Source organism: Rhodococcus sp. M8, from assembly GCF_015654185.1.
Lineage (GTDB): Bacteria > Actinomycetota > Actinomycetes > Mycobacteriales > Mycobacteriaceae > Rhodococcus > Rhodococcus aetherivorans.
The window spans coordinates 5,524,748-5,541,392 of the sequence record NZ_CP064065.1; the positions used below are offsets into that span (position 1 = coordinate 5,524,748).

Consider the following 16,645-nt stretch of genomic DNA (forward strand, 5'->3'; position numbering starts at 1 on the left):
CCCGCGAAGGCCGCGGGGGCGTGGCTGACGATGGACGTGTCAGGTGGAACTATAGGGGAGGAACCCAGGACGCCGGCTCGCAGTGCCGGTGGTCCGGGCCGCGACGATGCAGCCGACGGCGAGGTGGAGGAAAGACGTGAGCGGACTACGGCTCATGGCCGTGCATGCCCATCCCGATGACGAGTCGAGCAAGGGTGCCGCCACGACGGCCCGCTATGCCGCGGAAGGGCACGAGGTGCTGGTGGTCACCCTCACCGGGGGTGAACGCGGCGACATCCTCAATCCCGCCATGGACATCCCCGGGATCCAGGACCGCATGCCCGAGGTCCGGCGCGAGGAGATGGCCGCGGCCGCCCGCATCCTCGGCGTGCAGCACCGCTGGCTCGGCTTCGTCGACTCCGGGCTGCCGGAGGGCGACCCCAAGCCGCCGCTGCCCGAGGGCTGCTTCGCGCTGGTGCCCCTCGAGGAACCGACCCGCAAGCTCGTCGAGGTGATCCGCGAGTTCCGGCCGCACGTGATGACCACGTACGACGAGAACGGCGGCTACCCGCACCCCGACCACATCCGCTGCCACGAGGTCTCCGTCGCGGCGTACGAGGCGGCCGGCGACCCGGGTCGGTTCCCCGAGGCCGGCCCGGCGTGGAAGGTGCAGAAGCTGTACTACTCGCACGGGTTCATCCGCAAGCGCCTGGAATTGTTCCGCGAGGAGTACGAGCGGCGCGGCGAACCGTTCCCCATGGAGGAATGGCTCAAGCGGTGGCGCACCGAGCAGGGCGACATCATGGCGCGGGTGACCACGCAGATCACCTGCAGCGACTACTTCCCGAAGCGGGACGACGCACTGCGCGCCCATGCGACGCAGATCGACCCCAACGGCTCCTTCTTCGCCGTGCCGCTGGACATCCAGCAGAAGGTGTGGCCGACGGAGGAATTCGAATTGGCCAAGACCCGCGTGCACACGGCGATCCCCGAAACGGATCTGTTCGCGGGCCTCGAGGACGGACAGGTGAGATGACGGTAGGCATGCTGGCGGCCGAGGTTCTGGCCCAGGACCCCACCGGCCCCGAATTCGGTAAGGCGTCGCCGCTCGGTCTCGCGCTCATCGTGATCCTGCTCGTGGCGACCGCCCTGCTGATCCGCTCGATGAACAAGCGGCTCGGCAAGCTGCCCGAGACGTTCGAGCCCGAGCATCCGGAGCCGGACCAGGCCGCGGACGAGGGGACCGATCGCGGGGCCGCGGAGAGCCGCAAACCCGACCACCCCCAGCCCCCGATGGCCACCAACTGACGGGCGCGTCGTGACACCCCCGGAGCCGTCGGTGCCCGGCACCCGCAACCGGAACACCCTCGGCGAGGCGACCAGCCCCTACCTGCGGCAACACGCCGGCAACCCGGTGCACTGGCACCAGTGGGGTGACGAGGCGCTGGCCTGGGCCCGGGAGCGGGACGTGCCGGTCCTGCTGTCCGTGGGGTACGCGGCGTGCCACTGGTGCCACGTGATGGCGCACGAGTCGTTCGAGGACGAGGCCACCGCCGCGCTGATGAACGAGCACTTCGTGTGCATCAAGGTGGACCGGGAGGAACGCCCGGACATCGACGCGATCTACATGAACGCCACCGTCGCGATGACCGGTCAGGGCGGCTGGCCGATGACGTGCTTCCTCACCCCGGACGGTGCCCCGTTCTACTGCGGTACCTACTACCCGAAGATGCCGCGCGGCGGCATGCCGTCGTTCACCCAGCTGCTCGAGGCGATCGCCGAGACCTGGCGCAACCGTCGCGCCGACGTGCACCGGTCCGCCGTCGCCATCGTCTCCGAGCTGCGCCGCGGCAGCGGCGGCCTCGCTCCCGGCGAGCGCCCGGTGGACGCCGCGCTGCTCGACGCCGCCGACGCCGCCGTCGCCGCCGACGAGGATGCGGTGCACGGCGGGTTCGGGGGCGCCCCGAAGTTCCCGCCGTCCGCGCTGCTCGAGGGTCTGCTGCGCGGATACGAGCGCAGCGGGAACCCGGCCGTGCTGTCCCTCGTCGAGCGGACGGCCGAAGCGATGGCGCGGGGCGGCATCTACGACCAGCTGGCCGGCGGCTTCGCCCGTTACAGCGTCGACGCCGGGTGGGTGGTCCCGCACTTCGAGAAGATGCTCTACGACAACGCGCTGCTGCTGCGGGTGTACGCGCACCTCGCGCGACGGACGTCGGCGCCCTGGGTGCGACGGGTCACCGAGGAGACCGTCGAGTTCCTGCTGCGGGACCTGCGCACGGCCGGGCGCTGCTTCGCCTCCGCTCTCGACGCCGACACGGACGGGGTCGAGGGCCTGACCTACGTGTGGACCCCCGGGCAGCTGGCCGAGGTCCTCGGCGACGACGCGCAGTGGGCGGCCGAGCTGTTCACCGTGACCGACGCCGGCACCTTCGAACACGGCTCGTCGGTGCTGCAGCTGCTCGCCGACCCGGACGATGCCGAGCGCTACGAGCGGGTGCGGGCCGAGCTGTTCGCCGCCCGGCTGCAGCGGCCGCAGCCCGGCCGCGACGACAAGGTCGTCACGGCGTGGAACGGTTTCGCGATCACCGCGCTGGCCGAGGCCGGTGCCGCGTTCGGCCGCACCGACTGGGTCGACGCGGCCGTCGACTGCGCCCGGGCCCTGCTGGACCTGCACCTGGTGGACGGACGGCTCCGGCGTGCCTCCCTCGGCGGCACGGTCGGCGCCCCGGCGGGTGTGCTCGAGGACTACGGCGCCCTCGTCACCGCCCTGCTGGCGGTGTACCAGGCGACGGGCGACGCCGCGTGGCTCGACCCGGCCCGGGCCCTCGCCGACGTCGCGTTGACGCACTTCCAGGATCCGGCGCGGCCCGGAAGCTGGTTCGACACCGCCGACGACGCCGAGACCCTGGTGGCGCGGCCTCGTGACCCGATCGACGGCGCCACCCCGTCGGGGGCGGCGCTGATCTCCGAGGCCCTGCTCACCCTCGCCGCGGTCGTGCCCGAGGACCCGCGGTACGCCGACGCGGCGGACGCGTCGCTGCGGTCGGCGGTGGTGCTGCTCGAACGGGCGCCGCGCTCGGCCGGGCACTGGTTGACGGTCGCCGAGGCGGCGGTGCGCGGCCCGATCCAGGTGGCCGTGGTCGGCGGCGGCGAGCTGCTCTCCGTCGTGCGGCAGGCGGCCCCCGGCGGCGCCGTCGTGGTCGGCGGGGACCCGGACTCGTCCCCGTTGCTGGCCGACCGCCCGCTGGTCGACGGAGGGCCGGCGGCGTATGTGTGCCGCGGATACGTGTGCGACAGGCCGGTCACGACGGAGGCCGAACTGCGCGCGGCGCTCTCGGCCTGAGCGGTCCGGGGCTCAGCCGGCGCGGGACGGGGTGAGCAGCGCCGGCAGCGGAGCGTCGATGCCGTTGCCGTCGAACGCCTCGAGCACCGCGCGGGCGATCGCCCGCTGCACGGCCCACTGCTTGCCGGCACGCGTGCGCACGGTGATCCGCAGCGTCACCGACTCCGGGGTGACGGAGTTGACGCCGAGCATCTCGGGCGGCTCGAGGATGTCGCCGGCCAGGTCGTCGCGTTCGACCGTCTCGAGGGCCGCGCGCAGGGCCACCTCGCAGGCCCGGTGCACGTTGGCGGCGTGGGCGATGGGGGAGTCGACGACGGCGACGGCGTAACCCTGGCTCATGTTGCCCACGCGCAGGATCTCGCCGTTGCGGCAGTACCAGAGGGTGCCGCTGATGTCGCGGACGGTGGTGACCCGCAGGCCGACGGATTCGACGGTGCCGACCGCGTCGCCCAGGTCGACGACGTCGCCGACGCCGTACTGGTCCTCGAGCAGCATGAACATTCCGGAGATGAAGTCACGCACCAGGTTCTGCGCACCGAAACCGAGGGCCACGCCGACGATGCCGGCGGACGCGATGAACGGCGCGACGTTGAGTCCGAGCGTGCCGAGGATCTGCAGGACGCACCAGACGAGCACCACGACGGAGACGCCGGACTTGAGCACCGAGCCGATCGTCTCGGCGCGCTGCGTGCGCCGCTCGTTGACCAGCACGCCCGGCAGGCCCCTGGGGGCGCGTTCCTGGAAGGGCCGGAGCAGGCCGGGTTTGCCGTTCTGGTGCCGCGGCTTCGTCATCCGGTCGATGAACCGGTGCAGCACATACCTCAGGATCAGCGCTGCCACGAGGTATCCCGCGATCGTCAGCGGCCGCTCGACGAGCCACTCCCGGTTGGTTTCGGTCAGTTCGAATGCCATTCGCTGAACAGTCATCCCGGCCGAGTCTACGGATCCGTGCCGCGACTGCCACCGATGTGATCTTCGTCCGAACGGGTTTACCCGAACACCACCAGCCACACGGCAACGGCATGGCACAGCGCGGCGAGCACAGTCGCCGCGTGGAAGAACTCGTGGTAGCCGAAGACGTGCGGCCACGGGTCGGGCCACTTGGTGGCGTAGAGGATCGCGCCGATGCTGTAGAGGATGCCGCCGACGAGCAGCAGCACCATCGGGACGATGCCCGCCTCGTCGATCAGCTGACCGGCGACGGGGACGATCGCCCAGCCGAGCAGCAGGTACAGCGGGACTCCCACCCAGCGCGGCGCGGTGGGCCAGAGCATCTTCAGCGCGACCCCCGCGAGGGCGCCGGCCCACACCACGAACAACAGGGTGCGGCCGGTCTCCGGCGGCAGGGCGAGCGTCGCGAAGGGGGTGTAGCTGCCGGCGATGAACAGGAAGATCATCGAGTGGTCCGCACGCTTCATCCACGTGCGTGCCCGCGGATTGTGCCAGTGGACGCGGTGATAGAGGGCGCTCACGCCGAACACACCGCAGACGGTGAGGCTGTAGATCACCGTCGACCAGCCCGCGGGCGGATCGGCCACGGTCTGCGACAGGACCACCAGCGCGATGCCGGCCACCACTGCGACGCCGAACGCCCACAGATGGATCCAGCCGCGCATCCGCGGCTTCACGGGCAGTTCGTCGATCCCGAAAACCGTCATGGTCGGGCCTCCCTTCGATACCGAAGAGTAACCTACGCTTCCGTAACTTTCGCGGTGTGCCGGATCCGCGACGGGGTGGAGGCCGGCGCACGGGCGTCGGCCACGACCGCCGCTGCGACCGGAGACGACCGTGAGCGTAATGTGACCCGCGTGGTGATCTCGGGGTGAACGCGCGCGGCCTGCTGTATCAGCTCTACGAACGACGGCTGCTGAGCAAGCTGGACGGCGCGCAGCACCCCCGGCACGTCGCCGTGATGTGCGACGGCAACCGTCGCTGGGCCCGCGAGAACGGGTTCACCGACGTCAGCCACGGGCACCGCATGGGCGCACTGAAGATCGCCGAACTGCTGAGCTGGTGCGACGCCGCCGGCATCGAGCGCGCCACCATCTACCTGCTCTCCACGGAGAACCTGCAACGTGAGCCCGAGGAGCTCGAGGCGCTGCTCGAGATCATCACCGACGTCGTCGAGGAGATCTCCGGACCGGAGCAGAACTGGAGCGTCAAGATCGTCGGCACGCTCGACCTGCTGCCGGACGAACTGGGCCGGCGGCTGAGCGAGGCCGCCGAGCGCACGCAGGGGCGCACCGGCACCCACGTCAATGTCGCGGTCGGCTACGGCGGCCGGCAGGAGATCGCCGACGCCGTGCAGGCCCTGCTCCGGGCCAAGCAGGCCGAGGGGCTCGACGGCGAGGGCCTGGTCGAGGCCGTCACGGTCGAGGCCATCAGCGATCACCTCTACACCTCGGGGCAGCCCGATCCCGATCTCGTCATCCGGACCTCCGGCGAGCAGCGGCTCTCGGGCTTCCTGCTCTGGCAGAGCGCGTACTCCGAGATCTGGTTCACCGAGGCCTACTGGCCGGAGTTCCGCCGCGTGGACTTCCTTCGCGCCCTGCGCGACTTCGCGGCGCGGCACCGCCGGTTCGGGACGTAGCCGCGGTGTGTCCTTCGGGCTGTTTCCGCCGCCCGAAGGACACACCGGCGGCGAAGCCGCCTACAGCTTCCGCAGGCGCAGGCGGTTGACCGAATGGTCGGAGTCCTTGCGCAGGACCAGCGTTGCGCGCGGCCGCGTCGGCAGGATGTTGTCCACCAGGTTCGGCCGGTTGATCGAATGCCAGATCTCCTTCGCGGCCCCCACGGCGTCGCGGTCCGACAGGTTCGCGTAGTGGTGAAAATGCGCGTCGGGGTCGGAGAACGCCGTCTTGCGGAGCGCGAGAAACCGCTCGACATACCACTTCTCGATGTCCTCGAGGCGGGCGTCGACGTAGATCGAGAAGTCGAACAGATCCGAGACCATCAGCCGTGGACCGGTCTGCAGGACGTTCAGGCCCTCGATGATGAGGATGTCCGGTTGCCGCACCACGTGGTACTGGCCCGGGATGATGTCGTAGGAGATGTGCGAGTACACCGGAGCGGCCACCTCTGCGGCGCCGGACTTGACCTCCGTGACGAACCGCAGCAGCTTGCGACGGTCGTAGCTCTCCGGAAAGCCCTTGCGGTGCATGATGTTCCGACGCATCAGCTCCCGGGAGGGGTACAGGAAGCCGTCGGTGGTCACCAGGTCCACCCGGGGATGGTGCTCCCACCGCGCCAGCAGTGCCTGCAGCACGCGTGCCGTCGTCGACTTGCCGACCGCGACCGACCCGGCCACCCCGATCACGAACGGCACCTGCTGGTCCGGGTGCTTCTCGCCGAGGAACGTGGCGGTCGCGGCGAACAACCGCTGCCGCGCGGCGACCTGCAGGTGGATCAGACGGGCCAGCGGGAGGTACACCTCCGCCACCTCCGCCAGATCGATCTGCTCGCCGAGGCCGCGCAGGCCGCGCAGTTCCTCCTCGGTCAGCACCAGCGGCGTCGACTTGCGCAGCGTCCGCCACTGCTTGCGATCGAACTCGACGTACGGACTCGGCTCGCTCAGACGCGCCACCGGCACACTCCCGACTCGACGACGGGCCCGGCGGCATACCCCGGGTATGGCTGGCGGCGAAGGATGTCCATATCGGCCGATTGTGCTCGCTGACACATCCGCTCGCCGCGCGGGGTCCGGTTTCCGGGTTCGCCGGCAGGCACGGGGCCGATCCTGGGGACTAGGGTGCCAGGGCATGGACCCGGACTCGTTGGTGCGCGAATATCTCCTGCTCGGCCTGGCATTCGACCGGCTCGAGGAGGGTTACGTCGACGCCTTCACCGGCGACCCCGCCCTGCGTGGCCGGGTGGAGAACGCGCCGGCCCCCGATCCTCGTGATTTATCCCACACCGCGCGCACACTGCGGGCCGCGCTGCCCGTCTCCGGGCTCTCCGACGAGCGCACCCGCTTCCTCGACGTGCACCTGCGCGCCCTCGAATGCTCGGCCCGCAAGTTCGCCGGTGCGGACATCGCCTTCGTCGACGAGGTCGAGGCCTACTTCGACGTGCGTATCGACATGGGCGACGAGGACGCGTACCGCGAGGCCCACCGCCGCATCGACGCGCTGCTGCCCGGCAGCGGCCCGCTCGCCGAGCGAGTGCAGGCCCACCGCAAGTCCGAGGTCGTCCCCGCCGACCGCCTCGCCGAGTGTGTCGACGCCTTCTCGAGCGCCCTGCGCGACAGGGTCCGCGCGGTGTTCCCACTGCCCGAGACCGAAACCGTCGAATACGAGGTGGTCGGCGACAAGCCGTGGTCCGGGTTCAACTACTACCTCGGCAACTACCGCTCCCGCGTCGCGATCAACTCCGACCTCGAACAGCACATGTCCCACCTGCCGCGGCTGATCGCGCACGAGTCCTACCCCGGCCACCACACCGAACACTGCCGCAAGGAGGCCGGACTCGTCGCCGGCGGGCACGAAGAGCAGACCCTCTTCGTCGTCAACACCCCGCAGTGCCTCATGGCCGAGGGGCTCGCAGACCTCGCCCTCGAGACGATCGTCGGGCCCGGCTGGGGACAGTGGGCGCAGGACATCTACGCCGACCTGGGCCTGCGGTTCGACGGTGAACTCGCCGAGAAGCTGCACGAGGCGTCCGCCGGCCTGCTCGGCGTCCGCCAGGACGCCGCCCTGCTCCTGCACGACCGCGGCCGCACCGGCGACGACGTCGTCGCCTTCCTGCAGCGCTGGTCGCTGTCGAGCCCGGAGCGGGCCCGGCAGTCGCTGCGCTTCCTGTCGTCGCCGTTGTGGCGCGCCTACATCAGCACCTACGTCGAGGGTTACCGCCTGCTCGGTGGCTGGCTGGCGCAGGCCCCTGCGGGCGCGGAACGCATCGAACGGTTCCGTCGCCTGCTCGACGAACCGCTGGTGCCCAGCGCCCTGCGGTAACGAGCGGGCGTGACCTGGTCCATTGCCCGAGGGGACCGGGTTCCTCGACCGGGGGTGAGGTTCGTAGACTGGTAGGTGAATTCCTGCCGTCCCCAGCTTGGAGAATCCTCGATGACCGTTGTGCCCGGCACCGACGTCAACACCGCCTCGCTCTCAGACCTCGACCCCGAGCTGGCGCAGGCCATGGCCGGCGAGCTGTCGCGCCAGCGCGACACGCTCGAGATGATCGCGTCGGAGAACTTCGTGCCGCGCGCGGTGCTCCAGGCGCAGGGCAGCGTGCTCACCAACAAGTACGCCGAGGGCTACCCGGGGCGCCGCTACTACGGCGGCTGCGAGAACGTCGACATCGTCGAGGACCTCGCCCGCACCCGCGCCAAGGAACTGTTCGGTGCCGAGTTCGCGAACGTCCAGCCGCACTCGGGCGCGCAGGCCAACGCCGCCGTGCTGATGGCGCTGATGAACCCGGGCGAGAAGCTGCTGGGGCTCGACCTCGCCCACGGCGGGCACCTGACCCACGGCATGAAGCTGAACTTCTCCGGCAAGCTGTACGACGTCGCGTCCTACGGGGTCAGCAAGGACGACCACCGCGTCGACATGGACGAGGTCCGCTCCATCGCGGTGGCCGAGAAGCCGAAGGTCATCGTTGCCGGATGGTCCGCGTACCCGCGGCACGAGGACTTCGCCGCGTTCCGCTCCATCGCCGACGAGGTCGGCGCCTACCTGTGGGTCGACATGGCGCACTTCGCCGGGCTCGTCGCCGCGGGCCTGCACCCGTCGCCGGTGCCGTACGCCGACGTCGTGTCCACCACCGTCCACAAGACCCTCGGCGGCCCGCGCTCGGGTCTGATCCTCGCCAAGCAGGAGTGGGCCAAGAAGATCAACTCCGCGGTGTTCCCGGGCCAGCAGGGCGGCCCGCTCATGCACGTCATCGCCGCGAAGGCCGTCGCGCTGAAGATCGCCGCGAGCGAGGAGTTCAAGGACCGGCAGCGCCGCACCGTCTCCGGTGCGCAGATCCTCGCCGAGCGCCTGATGCAGTCCGATGTCACCGACAAGGGCATCACCGTGCTGACCGGCGGCACCGACGTGCACCTCGTCCTCGTCGATCTGCGCAACTCGCAGCTCGACGGCCAGCAGGGCGAGGACCTGCTGCACGAGATCGGCATCACCGTCAACCGCAACGCGGTTCCGTTCGACCCGCGTCCGCCGATGGTCACGTCCGGTCTGCGCATCGGCACCCCGGCACTGGCCACCCGCGGCTTCGGGGACGAGCAGTTCACCGAGGTCGCCGAGATCATCGCGGCCGCGTTGACGGGGTCGTCCGACACCGCGACGCTGCGCGGCCGGGTGAGCAAGCTTGCCGCCGACGCTCCGCTGTACCAGGGTCTCGAGGACTGGAACCTGGTCTAGGCGCGACGCCCGGCAATCTGTCCGGATCGTCTCGTTTACCCAATCTTCACCGACACGCCTCGTCGCTCATCGAGCGGACGGGGCGTGTCGGCGTTAGCGTCGGGGGTGTAGACGGCGCAGTTGCCGGCTACGCGGGAGGTCCTGATCGTGACTGTGACAGGCAGAGCGAGGGGCCGGCACCCGGCCCTCGTGTCCCTCGTGGACACCAGGTTCGACCGGCCCATCGAACGAAGTCTGTGTGGTGCTGCACAGATCTAGGAGCCTCACGTGACTGCAACACGCTCCGTCCCCGCCCGCCGCTCCGGCAGGACCCCGGCGAAGAAACTCGATGTACGCACCTTCGTACTGGACACCTCCGTGTTGCTCTCCGATCCGTGGGCGGTGACCCGCTTCGCTGAGCACGAAGTGGTGCTGCCCCTCGTAGTGATCGGCGAACTCGAAGGCAAACGGCACCATCACGAACTGGGTTGGTTCGCGAGGGAATCGTTGCGGCTGCTCGACGACCTGCGCCTGCAGTACGGCCGGCTCGATCAGCCCATCCCCATCGGGACCGCGGGAGGCACCCTGCACGTCGAGCTCAACCACACCGACCCGGAGGTGTTGCCGGCCGGATTCCGCACCGACACCAACGACTCCCGGATCCTCGCGTGCGCGTTGAACCTCGCCGGCGACGGCCGCGACGTGGTGCTGGTCAGCAAGGACATTCCGCTCCGGGTCAAGGCCGGTGCCGTCGGGCTGACCGCCGACGAGTACCACGCCCAGGACGTGGTGACGTCGGGCTGGACCGGCATGACCGAGCTCGAGGTGGACAGGGCGCTGATCGACGACCTGTTCGCCGAGGGGATCGTCGACCTCGACACCGCGAGGGATCTGCCGTGCCACACCGGGATCCGGCTGCTGGGCGGCTCGTCCAGCGCCCTGGGCCGGGTCACGCCGGACAAGCGGGTGCAGCTGGTGCGCGGAGATCGGGAGGCGTTCGGGTTGCACGGCCGTTCCGCGGAACAGCGGGTGGCGCTGGACCTGCTGCTCGACGAGTCCGTCGGCATCGTCTCGCTCGGCGGGAAAGCCGGGACGGGCAAGTCGGCGCTGGCGCTGACCGCGGGCCTCGAGGCCGTGCTGGAGCGTCGCACCCAGCGCAAGGTCGTGGTGTTCCGGCCGCTGTACGCCGTCGGCGGACAGGAACTGGGCTATCTGCCGGGCAGCGAGAGCGAGAAGATGGGGCCGTGGGCGCAGGCCGTGTTCGATACCCTCGACGGTCTCGCGAGCCCGGAGGTGATGGACGAGGTCATCAGCCGGGGCATGCTGGAAGTGCTTCCGCTGACCCATATCCGGGGCCGGTCGCTGCACGACTCGTTCGTCATCGTCGACGAGGCCCAGTCCCTCGAGCGCAACGTGCTGCTCACCGTGCTGTCCCGGCTCGGCGCCGGCTCGCGGGTGGTGCTCACCCACGACGTCGCCCAGCGCGACAACCTGCGGGTGGGCCGCTACGACGGCGTCGCGGCGGTGATCGAGAAGCTCAAGGGGCATCCGCTTTTCGCGCACGTCACCTTGACCCGCAGTGAGCGCTCGCCGATCGCGGCGCTGGTGACCGAGATGCTCGAGGAGTTCGCCCCGGGCGCCTGACGCCGTCGGCTGGTGGGCCGAATGTCACACCGGTGCGATGTGATCGACCCGATGTGACATTCGGCCACCGCCCCGCGCGGGCGGGTCAGTCCTGTGAGGGGCGCGGGCCGAGTTCGGCCTCGAGGACCTCCTGGACGACGCGCATCGCGGCCAGGCCGGCCGGGGCGCCGCAGTAGGCGCCCGCGTGGATGACCGCCTCGACGATCTCGGTGCGGGTCAGACCGTTTCGCAGGGCGCCGCGCACGTGCCCGCGCAGCTCGTTCTCCGCGCGCAGCGCGATCAGCATGCCCAGGTTGAGCAGGCTGCGGCTGCGACGGTCGAGTCCCGGCCGGGTCCACACCGAGCCCCACACGTGCTCGGTGACGAACTCCTGCATCTCCTCGGAGTCGGTGCCGCGTGCGCGGTCGAAGGCCCGCTCGACGAAGTCGGCGCCCATCACCTCGCTGCGGACCTGAACTCCGGCCTCGAACGCGGGCGTCCGGTCGGCGTCGGTCATCGTCGTGCTCCCTGCCTCGTCGCCGCCGAACGGTTCGGCGGCCGGGGAGATTCTACGACCGGCGCAGCACCGCCCGGAGCGCGCCGGCGCCCAGTGCGCCGACGATCGTGCCGACGTTGTAGTGGTCGTCCCACACCGCGATCTTCCCGTCGCGCAGTTCGAACGTGCCGCACACCCAGAACCGGGTGGAGACGGGGCCGAGGCGCAGGACGTCGGTGCGCTCGGTGAGCACCACGTTTCCGGTCGCGGCGATGTGATGGATGGCGACGTCGAAGCCCAGCGACGGCCGGCGCAGGCCCTCGAGGATGCGCCGCACGCGGGGCAGGCCCCGCACGGTCGGCAGCGACGTGTTGTGCCAGGCGATGTCCGGGTCGAGGAGGGCGACGGCGCGCTCGACGTCCTCGGCGACCATCGCGTCGAGGAACTCGCGGACGACGGCGACGGACTTCTCGTCCACGGAGGTGTGCGGCTCGGTCATGACGCTCCTGTTCGGGTGAAGGTTCCCAGGCCGTTCTCGTTCCAGTACTCGAACGTGACGCCGTCGGGGGTGAAGGTGGCCGTGGAGATCGTCCCGTCCGGGGCGTTCTCACCGCCGTCGATCGGGAAGGTGAACACGTCGCCGTCCCAATGGTCGAGCCGGTAGGTCTGCCCGGCGGGACCGATGGTGAGCACCAGTGTGCCGGCGCGATCGTCGATCCGCGCGGGACCGTAGTACTCGCTGGTGTAGACGCCGGTGTACTGCCCGAGGGGGCGGGCCGGGGCCGGATTCGTGGGAGCGGGGCGTCCGACGAGCGAGCCCTTTGGGTCGTCGAACGATGCGAACGCCTTCTCGTAGAGGGCGAACCAGTCCTCGCGGATCTCGCCGAACTGCACGAGATCGGCGAACTCGGCGGCGAGGGTCTCCGGCACGCCGATCGGGGCGGCGTTGGTGAGCGCGACGATCGCGACGTCCGCCGACGGCAGGGCCGTGAACGCGGTCGCGGCACCCAGCGAGAACGCCCCGGAATGGCTCAGCGTCACCCGCCCGGCCGGGCTCGTGCCCACATTGAACCCGTACCCGTAGAACCCCGCCCGGCTGTCGACGGTGCCCGGCGGGCTCGACACGGCCTGCGGGGACACCGCCGGCAGCAGGGCGTCCGCGTCGACGATGCGCCGGCCCTGGTACTCACCGTCGCCGAGCAGCATGGTCAGCCACCGCGCGACGTCGGTGACCGAGGCGCTCACCCCGCCGGCCGGGGACTGGGCGTCGGGATCGCGGACGGCGCGCGCGACGTAGTCGCCGTCGACGAGCTGATGACCCACGGCCCGGTTGGGCCGGGCCTCGTAGTCCTCGAATCGTGAACTGGTGGAGGTCATTCCGAGAGGTTCGTACAGCACGCGCGCCGACAGGTCCGCCCAGTCGGCCCCGGACGCGTCGGCCACCGCCTGCGCCGCGGCCGTGAGCCCGAAGTTGGTGTACTCGTAGGAATCCCGGAACGGCCCGAGCGGCAGCAGGCGGAACCGGTCGAACACCTGCTCGCGGTCGAAACCGAGATCCTCGAGCTCGTCGCCGGCGTGGTCGGGAAGCCCGGAGCGATGGGCGTAGAGATCGCCGACGGTCACGCGGCTCGTCACGTACGGGTCCGCGAGGGCGAAGCCCGGCAGGCGTTCGATCACCGGGGTGTCCCAGCCGATCACGCCCTCGCCGACCTGGTGTGCGACGACGGTTGCGCCGAGCGGCTTCGACATCGACGCCAGCTGGAAGACGGTGTCGGCATCCACTGCGGCGTCGCGGCCGGCCTCGCGCACACCGAACCCCTTCGCGTACACGATCTCACCGCGGTGCACGACCGCGACGGCCATCCCGGGGATGGCGGTCCGATCCATCAGTTCGCGTGCGAGGTCGTCGAGGCGGCCGACGGCGTCGTCGACCTGCCCGTCCGGGATGTCGACGCCGGCAACCTGCGGGGGAGTGAGCGACCGGGACTCCGGCGAGGCCGGTGCCGAGGACGTCGGGGAATCGGTGTCGACCGAGACGCACCCGGCCGACAGGGTCGCCACGAGGGCGAGGGCGGCGCCGATCCGGCGACGACGGGGTGCGCGCATGTCACGGCCTTTCTCGTCCGTCGCATGGTAAGCCCTGCGTCCGTGGCGCGGAAGCGTTCTGTTCCGCGTCACGGGCGCCGGTGACGGCGACGGACGCCGGTCGCAGCCTCGTTCGCCGATCGTTGTCCGACTGTGACGAGGAGAGCGGGCCGGGACGGTCGAACCGCCGCACCGGGCGCGACCTGCGCCGATGCTGCGATCGCGGCGGGGCGCGGACGGGCACCGGCCGCGCGGTCCGGTCCGGCGCGAGGAAACCGCCGCACGGGACGGCACGGGATGGTTAGCGTCGAGTGGCCGGTGTTCGGATGCCAACGAGGAGTGATCCCATGAATCGAATCCCGCGTCGTTCTGCCACTGTCGCCGCGGCCGTCGCCGCTGCAGGGCTGGTACTGGCCGGCTGCAGCAGCGACGACGGCACCACCGCAGAGGATGTGGTCGGCAGCGCCACGAGTGCAGCGCAGTCCGCGGTCGAGGGGGCAACGTCCGCCGCCCGGTCCGCGGTCGAAGACGCCACCGGAACCGGAGGCCCCACGGAACCGGGCGCCTCCGTGGAGGAGACGACCACGCTGCCGGGTGCGGGCGGCGCCGAGTACACCATCAGCGGGCCGATTCTCGCGAAGTACAACGAGATCGGCGGGGCGAACAGCCCCCTCGGGGCGCCGACCGCGGATCAGCAGGACGTCGGCGACGGCTACATTGCGGAGTTCGAGGGCGGCATCATCGCCTGGAGTCCCGACACCGACTCGCACGTGGTGTGGGGCGAGATCCGCACCGCCTGGGAGGCCCAGGGCGGCGCGGAGGGTGAACTCGGCTTCCCGATCAGTGACGAGCGCCCGATCCCGAACGGCCTGGAGAGCGAGTTCGAGATGGGCACCATCACCTACGTCGCGGGTGCGACGCAGGTGATCCCGAAGTAACCCGTCCCGATGTAGCCCGCGCCGGCTACGGCTGGAACACGAGCCGGCCGACGGTGTGCCCGTCCCCGAGGCGGGCCACCCCGTCGGCGACGTCGTCGAGGGAGAGCCGCTCGCTGATCAGCGGCTTGATGGCGCCGTCGTCGGCGAGGCGGCACAGTTCCTCGTGGCACGCCTCGATCGCGGCACGGTTGTACTGCCGGTACAGGCCCCAGTGCAGGCCGATGATCGAGTAGTTCTTGATGAGCGCGTGGTTCAGCGCTGGTTGCGGGATGGTGCCCCCGGCGAACCCGATCACCAGGATGCGGCCCTCGAACGCGATGCACTTGGTGGAGCGGTTGTACGAGTCGCCGCCGACGGGGTCGTAGATCACGTCCGCGCCGCGGCCGGCGGTGACGTCCTTGACGACGTCGACGAAGTCCTCGCGGTGCCGGTCGACGACGACGTCGGCGCCGAGAGCCCGGCAGTAGTCGGCCTTCTCGGCGCCGCCGACGACACCGATCACGGTGGCCCCGGCGGCCTTGCCGAGTTGCACTGCGGCACTGCCGACCCCACCGGCGGCAGCGTGCACGAGCAGGGTCTCCCCGGCCCGCAACTGCGTACGGCGGTGCAGGGCGAACCACGACGTCTGGTACCCGATCGACAGCGCCGAGGCCTCGGCGTCGTCGAGGGACGCCGGAGCGCGGTAGGCGTCCTCCTCCGGAACCACGGCGAGCTCGGCGAATCCGCCGAAGGGGAACTCGGGATTGCCGATGATCCGGTCGCCGACGGCGAAGCGGGTGACGCCCTCGCCGGCCGCGACGACGGTCCCGGCGAGTTCGACGCCCGGTGTGAAGGGCAGTTCCGGCTTCAGCTGGTACTGCCCGCGGCACAGCAGCACGTCGGGGAAGTTGGCCGGCGCCGCGGCGACGCGCACGACGAGCCGTCCGGGCCCCGCCTCGGGGTCGGGGACGTCCGTCAGCTGCAGCGCTTCCTTGGGCTCGCCCACTTCGTGAATTCGCCAGGCCTTCATAGGGTTACCTTTCGCTCGAGTTCGGTGTGCGGAGGTGCGCTCAGCGGGCGGCGACGCCGGCCTCGGCTGCGGCGGCGGTACCGAGCATCGCTCCACCGTCGACGACGAGGGTCTCGCCGGTGATCCAGCTCGCCGCGTCGGAGGCGAGGAAGGCCACCGCCGAGGCGATGTCGGCCGGTTCGCCGATCCTGCCGAGCGGCAGGGCCGCGTCGAGCCGGTCCTCGTGGTCCTTCCACAGGGCCTCGGCCAGGCGGGTGCGCACGACGCCCGGGGCGACGGCGTTGACCCGCACCCGCGGCGCCAGCTCGAGGGCGAGCTGGCGGGTGAGGTGGATCAGCGCCGCCTTCGAGGCGTTGTAGAGGCCGATGTTCGCTTCGGGTGCCATCCCGCCGACGGAGGCGGTGTTGACGACCGCGCCCCCGTGCTCGCCCATCCACTCCCGCACGGCCAGGGAGGTCCACAGCACCGGACCCCACAGGTTGACGTCGAAGGTCTTGGCGAACCGGGCGTGGTCCTGGGCGATCACCGGGCCGAACGCGGGGTTGGTGCCGGCGTTGTTGACGAGGATGTCCAGGCGCCCGAACCGCTCGACGGTGAGTTCGACGCACCGTCGGGCCGCGTCCTCGTCGACCGCGTGCGCGCCGACACCGAGTGCGGTGCCCCGCACCCCGGCCGCGGTGACCTGCGCGGCCGCGGCGTCGGCCGCGTCCTGCTTGCGGGAGGTGAGCACCACGTTCGCGCCGGCCGCCGCGAGGTCCCGGGCGACGGCCAGGCCGATACCGCGGGACGCCCCGGTGACGATCGCGGTGCGGCCGGTCAGATCGAGTCCGGTCATGG

The 16,645-nt window shown here is 70.9% G+C and carries 16 protein-coding genes; 8 read left to right on the forward strand and 8 right to left on the reverse strand.

Annotation, left to right across the window (positions count from 1 at the left end):
* Positions 1-136: 136 nt before the first annotated feature.
* The 3 genes from mca to ISO16_RS25225 are packed head-to-tail and all read left to right on the forward strand — an operon-like array spanning position 137 to position 3,322.
* Complete coding sequence (gene mca / locus ISO16_RS25215; protein ID WP_195886178.1) at positions 137-1,015, forward strand: mycothiol conjugate amidase Mca; 879 nt, start codon at positions 137-139, stop codon at positions 1,013-1,015.
* The gene (locus tag ISO16_RS25220; RefSeq protein WP_006940388.1) at positions 1,012-1,287 is read left to right on the forward strand and encodes a hypothetical protein; all 276 of its coding nucleotides are present in this window, start codon (positions 1,012-1,014) and stop codon (positions 1,285-1,287) included. Before mca ends, ISO16_RS25220 begins: the two co-directional genes overlap by 4 nt.
* Positions 1,288-1,297: 10 nt before the next feature.
* Positions 1,298-3,322 carry a thioredoxin domain-containing protein gene (locus ISO16_RS25225; protein WP_072634674.1) on the forward strand — a complete coding sequence of 675 codons (2,025 nt, stop codon included), beginning with the start codon at positions 1,298-1,300 and terminating at the stop codon, positions 3,320-3,322.
* A 12-nt stretch (positions 3,323-3,334) separates the two neighbouring features.
* On the opposite strand, the gene ISO16_RS25230 is transcribed toward ISO16_RS25225, so the two are convergent.
* Positions 3,335-4,249, reverse strand: a complete 915-nt coding sequence (locus ISO16_RS25230; protein WP_072634675.1) for a mechanosensitive ion channel family protein — start codon at positions 4,247-4,249, stop codon at positions 3,335-3,337.
* Between the two features lie 62 nt (positions 4,250-4,311).
* Positions 4,312-4,980, reverse strand: a complete 669-nt coding sequence (gene trhA, locus ISO16_RS25235; RefSeq protein WP_006940391.1) for a PAQR family membrane homeostasis protein TrhA — start codon at positions 4,978-4,980, stop codon at positions 4,312-4,314.
* 164 nt (positions 4,981-5,144) lie between these two features.
* On the opposite strand from trhA, the gene ISO16_RS25240 reads away from it, so the two are divergent.
* Positions 5,145-5,912 carry an isoprenyl transferase gene (locus ISO16_RS25240; RefSeq protein WP_006940394.1) on the forward strand — a complete coding sequence of 256 codons (768 nt, stop codon included), beginning with the start codon at positions 5,145-5,147 and terminating at the stop codon, positions 5,910-5,912.
* Between the two features lie 60 nt (positions 5,913-5,972).
* On the opposite strand, the gene coaA is transcribed toward ISO16_RS25240, so the two are convergent.
* Positions 5,973-6,905, reverse strand: coding sequence for a type I pantothenate kinase (coaA, locus tag ISO16_RS25245; protein WP_006940397.1), 933 nt, complete (start codon positions 6,903-6,905; stop codon positions 5,973-5,975).
* A gap of 175 nt (positions 6,906-7,080) precedes the next feature.
* On the opposite strand from coaA, the gene ISO16_RS25250 reads away from it, so the two are divergent.
* The 3 genes from ISO16_RS25250 to ISO16_RS25260 all read left to right on the forward strand — a co-directional run bounded on the left by ISO16_RS25250 (position 7,081) and on the right by ISO16_RS25260 (position 11,301).
* Positions 7,081-8,271: a DUF885 domain-containing protein gene (locus tag ISO16_RS25250; protein WP_072634676.1), complete on the forward strand. Its 1,191-nt coding sequence runs from the start codon at positions 7,081-7,083 to the stop codon at positions 8,269-8,271.
* A gap of 111 nt (positions 8,272-8,382) precedes the next feature.
* Positions 8,383-9,678, forward strand: a complete 1,296-nt coding sequence (gene glyA, locus ISO16_RS25255; RefSeq protein ID WP_006940399.1) for a serine hydroxymethyltransferase — start codon at positions 8,383-8,385, stop codon at positions 9,676-9,678.
* A gap of 267 nt (positions 9,679-9,945) precedes the next feature.
* Positions 9,946-11,301, forward strand: a complete 1,356-nt coding sequence (locus tag ISO16_RS25260) for a PhoH family protein (protein ID WP_170914056.1) — start codon at positions 9,946-9,948, stop codon at positions 11,299-11,301.
* A gap of 85 nt (positions 11,302-11,386) precedes the next feature.
* Here ISO16_RS25260 and ISO16_RS25265 read toward each other — a convergent pair whose 3' ends face one another.
* From ISO16_RS25265 to ISO16_RS25275, 3 genes are read right to left on the reverse strand one after another with little or no spacing between them, the layout of a single operon-like run.
* Positions 11,387-11,797, reverse strand: a complete 411-nt coding sequence (locus tag ISO16_RS25265) for a carboxymuconolactone decarboxylase family protein (protein WP_006940401.1) — start codon at positions 11,795-11,797, stop codon at positions 11,387-11,389.
* 52 nt (positions 11,798-11,849) lie between these two features.
* Positions 11,850-12,275, reverse strand: a complete 426-nt coding sequence (locus tag ISO16_RS25270; RefSeq protein WP_072634677.1) for a limonene-1,2-epoxide hydrolase family protein — start codon at positions 12,273-12,275, stop codon at positions 11,850-11,852.
* Positions 12,272-13,882: a serine hydrolase gene (locus ISO16_RS25275; RefSeq protein ID WP_050034820.1), complete on the reverse strand. Its 1,611-nt coding sequence runs from the start codon at positions 13,880-13,882 to the stop codon at positions 12,272-12,274. The genes ISO16_RS25270 and ISO16_RS25275 overlap by 4 nt, the downstream gene beginning before the upstream one ends.
* A 326-nt stretch (positions 13,883-14,208) precedes the next feature.
* Between ISO16_RS25275 and ISO16_RS25280 the strand changes: the two genes are divergently transcribed.
* Positions 14,209-14,799: an LGFP repeat-containing protein gene (locus ISO16_RS25280; RefSeq protein WP_029542213.1), complete on the forward strand. Its 591-nt coding sequence runs from the start codon at positions 14,209-14,211 to the stop codon at positions 14,797-14,799.
* A gap of 25 nt (positions 14,800-14,824) precedes the next feature.
* Here ISO16_RS25280 and ISO16_RS25285 read toward each other — a convergent pair whose 3' ends face one another.
* Positions 14,825-15,808, reverse strand: coding sequence for an NADPH:quinone oxidoreductase family protein (locus ISO16_RS25285; RefSeq protein WP_006940405.1), 984 nt, complete (start codon positions 15,806-15,808; stop codon positions 14,825-14,827).
* A gap of 40 nt (positions 15,809-15,848) precedes the next feature.
* On the reverse strand, positions 15,849-16,643 hold the full coding sequence (locus ISO16_RS25290) for an SDR family oxidoreductase (protein WP_043799712.1): 795 nt from the start codon (positions 16,641-16,643) through the stop codon (positions 15,849-15,851).
* Positions 16,644-16,645 lie beyond the last annotated feature (2 nt).

Coding starts and splice junctions, on each gene's coding strand:
- glyA (WP_006940399.1), top strand. CDS start 8,383: ATGACCGTTGTGCCCGGCACCGACGTCAACACCGCCTCGCTCTCAGAC.
- ISO16_RS25285 (WP_006940405.1), bottom strand. CDS start 15,808: ATGAAGGCCTGGCGAATTCACGAAGTGGGCGAGCCCAAGGAAGCGCTG.
- ISO16_RS25230 (WP_072634675.1), bottom strand. CDS start 4,249: ATGACTGTTCAGCGAATGGCATTCGAACTGACCGAAACCAACCGGGAG.
- trhA (WP_006940391.1), bottom strand. CDS start 4,980: ATGACGGTTTTCGGGATCGACGAACTGCCCGTGAAGCCGCGGATGCGC.
- ISO16_RS25275 (WP_050034820.1), bottom strand. CDS start 13,882: ATGCGCGCACCCCGTCGTCGCCGGATCGGCGCCGCCCTCGCCCTCGTG.
- ISO16_RS25290 (WP_043799712.1), bottom strand. CDS start 16,643: ATGACCGGACTCGATCTGACCGGCCGCACCGCGATCGTCACCGGGGCG.
- ISO16_RS25280 (WP_029542213.1), top strand. CDS start 14,209: ATGAATCGAATCCCGCGTCGTTCTGCCACTGTCGCCGCGGCCGTCGCC.
- ISO16_RS25265 (WP_006940401.1), bottom strand. CDS start 11,797: ATGACCGACGCCGACCGGACGCCCGCGTTCGAGGCCGGAGTTCAGGTC.
- ISO16_RS25270 (WP_072634677.1), bottom strand. CDS start 12,275: ATGACCGAGCCGCACACCTCCGTGGACGAGAAGTCCGTCGCCGTCGTC.
- ISO16_RS25220 (WP_006940388.1), top strand. CDS start 1,012: ATGACGGTAGGCATGCTGGCGGCCGAGGTTCTGGCCCAGGACCCCACC.
- ISO16_RS25250 (WP_072634676.1), top strand. CDS start 7,081: ATGGACCCGGACTCGTTGGTGCGCGAATATCTCCTGCTCGGCCTGGCA.